The 8,616-nt window shown below is 65.4% G+C and carries 9 protein-coding genes and 2 pseudogenes; 2 read left to right on the top strand and 9 right to left on the bottom strand.

Annotated elements, in window-relative coordinates; translation table 11 throughout:
* The 6 genes and pseudogenes from Q8J98_RS07515 to Q8J98_RS07490 all read right to left on the bottom strand — a co-directional run.
* Positions 1 to 139 (bottom strand): annotated as a pseudogene (locus Q8J98_RS07515) (IS5/IS1182 family transposase); the annotation flags it as partial.
* Between the two features lie 500 nt (positions 140 to 639).
* Entirely contained in the window at positions 640 to 1,029 is a 390-nt protein-coding gene (locus Q8J98_RS07510; RefSeq protein ID WP_305293813.1) for a c-type cytochrome, read from the bottom strand.
* A 161-nt stretch (positions 1,030 to 1,190) separates the two neighbouring features.
* Positions 1,191 to 1,865, bottom strand: a complete 675-nt coding sequence (locus Q8J98_RS07505; protein WP_305184032.1) for an ABC transporter ATP-binding protein — start codon at positions 1,863 to 1,865, stop codon at positions 1,191 to 1,193.
* Positions 1,858 to 3,144 carry a lipoprotein-releasing ABC transporter permease subunit gene (locus tag Q8J98_RS07500; RefSeq protein ID WP_305293812.1) on the bottom strand — a complete coding sequence of 429 codons (1,287 nt, stop codon included), beginning with the start codon at positions 3,142 to 3,144 and terminating at the stop codon, positions 1,858 to 1,860. Before Q8J98_RS07500 ends, Q8J98_RS07505 begins: the two co-directional genes overlap by 8 nt.
* Positions 3,145 to 3,190: 46 nt before the next feature.
* Complete coding sequence (locus Q8J98_RS07495; protein WP_305293811.1) at positions 3,191 to 4,411, bottom strand: PQQ-dependent sugar dehydrogenase; 1,221 nt, start codon at positions 4,409 to 4,411, stop codon at positions 3,191 to 3,193.
* A gap of 213 nt (positions 4,412 to 4,624) precedes the next feature.
* Entirely contained in the window at positions 4,625 to 4,978 is a 354-nt protein-coding gene (locus tag Q8J98_RS07490; protein WP_305293810.1) for a MerR family transcriptional regulator, read from the bottom strand.
* 71 nt (positions 4,979 to 5,049) lie between these two features.
* Here Q8J98_RS07490 and Q8J98_RS07485 point away from each other — a divergent pair, with 71 nt between their 5' ends.
* Positions 5,050 to 5,454 carry a hypothetical protein gene (locus Q8J98_RS07485; protein ID WP_305293809.1) on the top strand — a complete coding sequence of 135 codons (405 nt, stop codon included), beginning with the start codon at positions 5,050 to 5,052 and terminating at the stop codon, positions 5,452 to 5,454.
* Positions 5,455 to 5,474: 20 nt separating this feature from the next.
* On the opposite strand, the gene Q8J98_RS07480 is transcribed toward Q8J98_RS07485, so the two are convergent.
* Positions 5,475 to 6,050, bottom strand: coding sequence for a TetR/AcrR family transcriptional regulator (locus tag Q8J98_RS07480; protein ID WP_305293808.1), 576 nt, complete (start codon positions 6,048 to 6,050; stop codon positions 5,475 to 5,477).
* 70 nt (positions 6,051 to 6,120) lie between these two features.
* Here Q8J98_RS07480 and Q8J98_RS07475 point away from each other — a divergent pair, with 70 nt between their 5' ends.
* Entirely contained in the window at positions 6,121 to 6,798 is a 678-nt protein-coding gene (locus Q8J98_RS07475) for an NADPH-dependent F420 reductase (RefSeq protein ID WP_305293807.1), read from the top strand.
* Between the two features lie 18 nt (positions 6,799 to 6,816).
* On the opposite strand, the gene proS is transcribed toward Q8J98_RS07475, so the two are convergent.
* Together proS and Q8J98_RS07465 are read right to left on the bottom strand one after the other, a co-directional pair.
* The gene (gene proS, locus Q8J98_RS07470) at positions 6,817 to 8,154 is read right to left on the bottom strand and encodes a proline--tRNA ligase (protein WP_305293806.1); all 1,338 of its coding nucleotides are present in this window, start codon (positions 8,152 to 8,154) and stop codon (positions 6,817 to 6,819) included.
* 282 nt (positions 8,155 to 8,436) lie between these two features.
* Positions 8,437 to 8,616: pseudogene (locus tag Q8J98_RS07465) on the bottom strand (IS30 family transposase); the annotation flags it as partial.

The raw sequence follows: 8,616 nt of genomic DNA, 5'->3' as shown, positions 1-8,616 counted from the left end.
TCGGATAATACGGCTCGATCAGAGCCAGAAGGCGACCCCACGGCACCACCGCATCCATCTCCGCCAGGAACTGCTCGCGCCGTGTCACCTTCTTCTTCATCGCATCGCGCAGGCCGGGACAGGCGGGTTGTTTCAGCATCGGCAAGCCTCCTCGTGGGGATGCCCAAGCCTATCAGATCAGGCGGAAAGTGGCAGGTTTTTCAGACGTTCCTTAGGGTGGGGCGCCTATCAGGACAAAATATGTCAGGCATTTGAACGATAGGATGTAGGATCTGGACTCAATTCGACGAGGCCTTTTCTTTGGTGCATTGCGAGCACTATGAGCTGCGCGCGAAGCTCTCCGCATGGAACAGCGTAAACCCACCCAACTCGACCTCTTCTTCGACTTCCTGCCGTATGTGCTCCGTCAGCGCGGCGCTTCTGCACAAAGCATACTAACTGAAATCATTAGAGAAAACTTCCCATACGGAAGCGAAGAGGAATTTATACTCCGTTGCTCCGTTGCGATTCAGCGCGCGTTCGACAGGTAAGCTCAAGGTATTGGCACGCCGGGCAGCACCCGACCCGCCCCCACGGGCGGGCGCTTCACGCCCACCCTCGGGCCGGGCGCTGCCCTATGTTCTTAACTGCCCCAACCCCTCACAACCCCTCCACAAACTCCGCCAGTTGCACCAGCCTCAGCGGGGTGGGCGTCAAAATCCCGTCGCCGCTGTCATATAGCACCGTCCGCCCCTCCAGCAGCGTGCTGAAGGTGGGCATGCCGGGGGTGGGGGTGGCGCGGGCGTAGCCCCAGATCTGGGTCATCACCTTCGCGCGGGGGAAGCTGCCGCCGTTGCGCGCGGCGATGCTGGTCAGGTCGGGCAGCGGCTTGCCAAGGCCGTAGGCGCGCAAGCCATCGCCCTTGCCTGTAGGGCCGTGGCAGGCGGCGCAAAAGGCGGCGTAATCGGCAGCACCGGTGGGCACCGGTGCGGGCAGGCAGGCGGCAAGCGGCAGCGTGGCGAGGGCAAGAAGGAGCGGACGGGCAAGCATGTTGGCCTCCTGTTTGGCAGCAATTCTAGAGCCTTTCTGGCGCAGATAGAAGCGCCAGAAAGACCCTGGCTTTTGGGTTTGTCGCCGGTCTTGCGACAAAACCGGTGCCCACTTTTTTCGGACAGGCTCCAGGCCGGCGACGGCGCGCGCCTTGCGCCAGATCAGACCACGCGGCCACGTTCGAGCCGGACCACGCGGTCCATCCGCGCGGCAAGGGCCATGTTATGCGTGGCAATCAGCGCCGAAAGCCCGGTTTCGCGCACCAGATCCATCAGCACGGCAAAGACCTGATCCGAGGTGGCGGGGTCGAGGTTGCCGGTCGGCTCATCGGCCAGCAAGAGCGCCGGGCCATTGGCCAGCGCCCGGCAAAATGCCACCCGCTGCTGCTCGCCCCCCGAAAGCTCGGCTGGGCGGTGCGCGGTGCGGTCGGCCAGCCCGACGCGGGCCAGAAGCGCCTCGGCGCGGGCACGCGCTGCCGCCTTCGCCACGCCATTGGCAAGCTGCGGCAGGATGATGTTTTCCGCCGCCGTGAACTCGGGCAGAAGGTGGTGGAACTGATAGACAAAACCCAGTGTCCGCCGCCGCGCCTCGGTGCGGCGCGCATCTGCCAGGTCCGCCATATCCTGCCCGATCAGCCGCACGGTTCCGGCATCGGGCGCATCGAGAAGCCCGGCAATGTGCAGCAGCGTCGATTTGCCTGCCCCCGATGGGGCAACCAGCGCTACCACCTCGCCGCGCGCTATGCTGAGCGAGACCCCGCGCAGCACCACCACCTCGCCCGGCGTGCCGCGTTTGTAGCCCTTTTCGATGCCCGAAAGTGCCAGCACCTCATTCATAGCGCAGCGCCTCGACCGGGTTGAGCCGCGCCGCGCGGCGGGCCGGGAAGATGGTGACGACAAGCGACAGGCCAAGCGACAGGCCCACCGCCTTGAGCACATCGGCAAGCTGCAACTTGGCCGGAAGTTCGTAGATGCCACGGATCGAAGGGTCCCAGACACCGCCGCCGCCGACCCAGTTCACCAGCGACATGATCTGGTCGATGTAGAGCGCGAAAAGGCAGCCGAGCGCCACCCCGGCAATGGTGCCAAGCGTGCCGGTGAAGGCTCCGCAGAGAAAGAACACCCGCAGGACCGAGCCTTCGGTCAGCCCCATGGTGCGCAAAATGCCGATGTCGCGACCCTTGTTCTTGACCAGCATGATCAGGCCCGAGGTGATGTTCATTGCCGCGATCAGCACCAGGATCGAGAGGATCACGAACATCACGTTGTCCTCCATCGTCAGCGCCCGAAGGAAGCTGCCCGAGGCGTCGCGCCAGGTCCACAGCATGGTGCCGGGGCCGGAGGCCAGAAGCGCCGGTGCCCAGTCATCCACCGCCTCGGGGTCGGCCACGAACACCTCGACCTCATCGGCTGCGCCCTCGCGGTTGAAGAAGGTCTGCGCCTCGGCAAAGGGCATGTAGGCGCGGGTGCGGTCGATATCCCAGCGCCCGGCGGTGAAGATATAGACCACCTCGTAGGACGAGACCCGCGGGCTGATGCCGAAAGGCGTTTTCGCGCCGTTGGGCGAGATCATCCGCACCCGGTCGCCCAGGCCCACGCCAAGCTCGCGCGCGAGACCGGAGCCGATGGCAATGCCCTCGCCAAAGCGGGAAATGTCGCCCAGCGAGGTTTCCGGGTTGGCGACGCGGGGAATGGTGGCAAGGTCTTCGGCGCTGATGCCGTAAACTTCGGCGACATTGGAACGGTCGGCGGCGGTCAGCATCACCTGACCGCGCACCAGCGGTGCCGCACGGGTAACGCCGGGAATGGCGCGGATGACCGCGGCACGGGCCGCATAATCCGGCATCAGGCGCGAATAGGCACCGGTTTCGCTGGTACTGCCCGCTGAATAGACGGTGACATGCGCGTTGGTGCCCAGGATCGTATCGACAAACTCGCCGCGAAAGCCTGCGCGCACCGCCAACGTGGCGATCAGCGCCATCACCCCCAGCGTGATGCCGATGAGCGAGATCCAGGTCATCACCGAAACCCCGCCCTCGGCGCGGCGCGCGCGCAGATAGCGCCAGGCGATCATCCATTCAAAGGCGGCAAAGGGGCGGGTCTGGGCCAAGGTCATCTCCGGTGCGAACCAGCGCCGAGATTGGGCTGCGGGCGTGGCGGGGTCAAGGTCGGGTTTGGCCTTGCGGTGCCGGGGTCAGGCGCAGCAGGCGGCCTTCGGCAGCATCTTCGAGCGCCAGTATCGCGCCGTCGGCGGCAATCTCGATATCGCGGATGCGCATCTGTCCGTAAAGAAAGCGTTCCTCGCCCACCACCGTATCGCCGGAAAGCCGAAGCCGCACGATGCCGCCGGGGGTGAGCGAGGCGGCGATGATATCGCCCTGCCAGTCGGGGAAAAGCGCGCCGCGATAAAAGACGAAGCCGCCGGGTGCGATCACCGGATCCCAGAAATAGCGCGGTTCGGTAAGGCCCGGGGCGCGCGCGCTGCCGCTGCCGATCGGCGCGCCCGAGTAGTCTTGACCGTAGCTGACCAGCGGCCAGCCGTAATTTGCGCCGCGCTCGATCAGGTTCAACTCGTCGCCGCCCTGTGGCCCGTGTTCAAGCGTCCAGAGCTGGCTGTGGCCGGGGCGGCGCGCCGCGCCCTGAATGTTGCGGTGGCCGAAGCTCCAGACCTCGGGCGCGGCTCCCGGCTGCCCGACAAAGGGGTTGTCGGGCGGCACGCTGCCATCGGCCATCAGCCGGATCACCTTGCCATAGCTGGTTGCGAGATCCTGCGCCAAGACCCGTTCGCGCGGCGAGGCATGTTCGCCGGTGGTGATCCAGACATGGGGACCGGCGGGAAAGATCCGCGATCCGTAATGCGCTGCGGTGGGTGACGGCGGGGTTTGCACAAAAATGTCGCGCAGATCGGTCAACTGCCGCAGATCGGCCGAAAGCCTGCCGCGCGCGGCGGCGGTGGCGGAAAGCCCTTCGCCCATCGGCTTGGCATAGGTGAGATAGACAAAGCGGGAGCTGGCGAAATCGGTGGCAAGCGCCACATCGAGGAGCCCGCCCTGCCCCCGCGCCAGCACTTGCGGCACACCCAGGATCGGCGCGCTGGCCGCCCCATCCGCGCCGATATGGCGCAAAGTGCCACCGCGTTCGGAAACCAGATAGCCACCTTCGGGCAGCAGCGCGATGCCCCAGGGATGATCCAGCCCCTCTGCCAGCGTTTCCACCCGCAACGCCACGCCGCTTTCAAGCCTTGGGGCGCGGGTCTGGTTGGCGAAGGCGGGTTCGAGGTCGGTGTTTCGCTGGCCAAAATCCCATGACTGCCCGCGCGCCGGAGCGGCAAGGGCAAGAGCAAGCGTCAACAGCAGGGCGAGGCAGCTAGGGGACCGGCGCATCGGCAAGACCTTTGGCAGGGCATTTCGGCAAAGCTTAGCGCATCTGGCACCGGTTCGCGCCACCGCAGCGGTCACAAATCCGTCAGGGTTGACTGCATCTGGAACCGGCGTGAAGCGCCGTTGGGGCGATTGCCCGCCTTGCGCGCCGCTCAGCCGATCAGGCAGCGGGCGGAAAACGCGGCGGCCCTGCTTTTGCAGGTGCGGCCAAGGCTGCTAGCTCAGGCGCAACGGGCAGGCGGCGTCGAGCCGCGCCTGCAACAGGTCGCGCAAGTGCATGAGGTCTGCGGCGCGCGCCTCGACCTCGGCGATCTTGGCGCGCAGCATGTCTGCCACCGCGCGCTCGTCAAGGCCCGTGGCCTGCAACCCCTTCGCCACTGCCTCGATCTCGCGCAAGGAAAAACCCAGCCGCTGTGCCAGCCGGATCAACCGCACCAGCGCCACCGTCGGTTCTGGGTAATCGCGGTAGCCGTTGCCGCGACGGTCGGCGGGCACCAAGCCGCGCCGTTCGTAAAACCGCAATGTATCGACGCTGACCCCCGACGCCTCTGCCAGTTCGCCTATCCGCATTCTGCCCCCTTGACCCTGGACCATGGTCCAAGCCTTATACCCGCTGCATTCGGTAAAAAAAGGAGAATCGGATGCTGACCCCCACTGCGTATCGGCGCATCTTTCGGGCTTCGGCTTGGTATGACCTGTTGATCGTCTGGCCCTATGCCACGCCGTTCGGGCTGGCGCTCGCCTGGGGCTGGCTGGACCGGCTGCACGTCGGCCTCGGCCAGCCGTCGCTGCCCGAGCTGACGGTCTATGGCGTGCTGTTTGCCAATTTCTTCGGCACCGTGGTGCTGATCTGGTCGGCTGTCCGGCTGGTGCATGACGACCCCCGGCTGGGGCGCTGGGATGCGTTGGGGCGGGGGTTGTTTTCGCTCTGGATGGCAGTGGCGCTTGCCAATGGGGCCAGTCCGCTTTTGTGGCTGTTCCTCGCGGTAGAAGTGGCATTCGGCGTGGCGCAGGCCATGCCGGTGCGCGAGCCAAGACCCGCGTAACTGCCCGCCTTGCGCGCCGCTCAGCCGATCAGGCGGCGGGCGGCGTCGCGGGCGGTGTCGAGCGGCGCGTCGGGGCCGAACATCCGCACCGCCGCCCAGACCCCTTCGAGCAGCAGAAACAGCCTTTGCGCCACCGCCTTCGGCTCGGGCAGGGCTTGCAGCACGGCCCGGCGTTCAAGTTCGGCGATGACCCGCCGCTTGACCGCCAGCGCCGCCGCGTGGGCCGGATGGTCGCGGGCGGAAAACTCGGCGGCCGTGTTCTGGAAGGTGCAGCCAAGGCAACGCTCGGCCCGCGCGACATCGAGCATGGCCGCGACATAGGCAGTCAGCGGGGTCGGGCCGTCATCGGGCGGCAGGGCGGCTGCGGAGAAACCTTCGGCGCGCTCGATCCAGGCGACGATCAGATCATCCTTCGAGGGGAAGTGGTTGTAGAAGGTGGCCTTGGCCACGCCGGCCTCGGCAATCACCCGGTCAACGCCGACGGCACGAAAGCCCTCTCGGTAAAACAGCGGCCCGGCGGCATCGAGAATGCGCTCGCGCGCCGAGGGTGGGCGATCTGCGGGGGCTTCCGGGGTATTCTGAACATCGCTTGACATATAGACAGACCTGTCTGTAGTTTGATTGCAGATAGACGAACCTGTCTGTCCATATCATGGGGGAGATATCGTGAAAATAGCGATGATCGGCGGCGGCATGGTGGGGCAGACGCTGGCGGCAAAGCTGTTGTCGGTGGGCCATGAGGTGACGATCGGCATTCGCGCAGCAACCGAGGCCGAGCTTGCCAAGCCGCGCAATTACGCCGCGACGCTGAACGATTGGCAGGCGGCGACGGGCGGCAGGGTAACCGGATTTGCCGCCGCTGCCGCAGACGCGGACCTGGTGTTCAACGTCACCAGCGGCCTTGTTTCGCTGGCCGCACTGACCGCCGTGGGAGCGGCGAACCTTGCCGGAAAGGTTCTGATCGATGTCTCGAACCCGCTGGATTTTTCCGCCGGGATGCCGCCGTTTCTGCCTGCGGCGCTGAGCGAGCGCACAAGCGTTGGCGAAGAAATTCAGAAGGCGTTCCCCGAGGCGCTGGTGGTGAAGGCATTCAACACCATTTCGGCACCGGTGATGGTCGAGCCCGGTCTGGTTCCCGGCGTCGAATTGCTGATCGCGGGCAATTCCGCCGAGGCCAAGGCCAAGGTCACCACGCTTGCGCGGCAGGCCTTTGGCTGGCAGGGCGTGCTGGATCTTGGCGACATTTCCGGCGCGCGCGGCACCGAGCACCTGATGCCGTTATGGCTCAGGCTCTACATGACCGGCGGCTCGCCGCAGGTAGCGCTGAAGGTCATTCGCGGCTAGGTCGGGGGCGGCGCGGCCTTAGCGGTCTGCGTAAATCTCGCGCAGCCGCGCCACGGCGGCCTCGGCGGTCAGTTCCTCGCTTTCGCCGCTGCGGCGCGAGGTCAGTTCGACCACGCCTTTCGCCAGCCCGCGCGGGCCGACCGTCAGCCGCCAGGGCAGGCCGATCAGGTCCATGGTGGCGAATTTGGCCCCTGCGCGTTCGTCGCGGTCATCATAGAGCGGATCAAGACCCGCCGCTTTCAGCGCCGCGTATAGCCCTTCGCAGGCGGCGTCGGTGCCCGCGTCGCCCTGCTTGAGGTTGACGATACCGGCATGGAACGGGGTCACGCCCTCGGGCCAGATAATGCCACGCTCGTCGTGCGACGCCTCGATGATCGCACCCAGCAGGCGCGAAACGCCGATGCCGTGGCTGCCCATGTGCACCGGGACCCGGGAGCCATCAGGGGTAACGACGTTGGCACCCATCGGGTCGGAATACTTGGTGCCGAAATAGAAGATCTGCCCCACCTCGATGCCGCGGCCTACGCGGCGACGCTCTGCGGGGATCTGATCGAAAAGCTCGGGCTTGTGGGTCTCGTCGGTACGCGCGTAAAGGGTGGTGAACTCGCGGCAAACCTCGGCCACCTCGGCGCGATTTTCATAATCGACCGCGCGGTCGCCCAGTTTCAGCTCGGTCACCGCGGCATCGTAGAACACTTCGGATTCGCCGGTCGCGGCGAGCACCAAAAACTCATGCGTGTCATCGCCGCCGATCGGGCCTGAATCGGCGCGCATCGGGATGGCGGTCAGGCCCATGCGTTCGTAGGTGCGCAGGTAGCTGACCATGTGGCGGTTGTAGGCATGCAGCGCGGCGGCCTTGTCGATATCGAAATTGTAGCCGTCTTTCATCAGGAATTCGCGCCCGCGCATGACGCCGAAGCGCGGCCGCATCTCGTCGCGGAACTTCCACTGGATGTGGTAGAGCGTCAGCGGCAGGTCCTTGTAAGACGACACATGGCTGCGGAAGATGTCGGTGATCATCTCCTCGTTGGTGGGGCCGTAGAGCATTTCGCGGTCCTGCCGGTCGCGGATGCGCAGCATCTCCTGCCCGTAATCGTCATAGCGCCCGCTTTCGCGCCAAAGGTCGGCGGGTTGCAGGGTGGGCATCAGCAGGGGAATATGCCCGGCGCGCTGCTGCTCTTCATGCACGATCTGCTCGATGCGTTTGAGCACCTTGAAGCCCAGCGGCAACCACGAATAAATCCCCGCCGCCTGCTGCTTGATCATCCCTGCGCGCAGCATGAGGCGATGGCTGACGATCTGCGCCTCGGCGGGATTTTCCTTGAGGACAGGAAGGAAGTAGCGGGTAAGGCGCATGAGGGACCTCGGGTGAATGGCTGCCGCATGGGCTACCCGATTGGGCCGGGTGAGGCAAGGTGGGGTGCGCTTCCCAAGTGGGGGGCGATGGGGCATGGTGGGGGGAACATAGGCTCGGTATTCGGAAAATGAACAAATATTTGAACAAGGCAATGTTGCGTCGCCGCCAGGAACCAAGAGCCGCAACCGAGGCCTTGGCGCGGATCGAGTCGATCACCCGAATGGCGCGGGCGAATTGGCTCGCCCTGTTGTCATTCCTTGCCTTTGTCGGGGTAACACTGCTTAGATTCCAACTTCAAGTGCAACGGTTGATCTGAAGGCCGCGATTTCGTCGGCCATGGCTTCGGCGGGTGTTCTCCAGCCCAGTGTCTTTCTCGGGCGGTTGTTCATCAATGCGGCGACATCGTTGAGCCAGGTCTGGCTGGCGTTGCTCAGGTCGGTGCCCTTGGGCATGAACTGACG

This window comes from Phaeovulum sp. (assembly GCF_030684035.1).
Classification (GTDB): domain Bacteria; phylum Pseudomonadota; class Alphaproteobacteria; order Rhodobacterales; family Rhodobacteraceae; genus UBA6213.
This window is presented reverse-complemented; position numbering and strand designations above follow the sequence as displayed.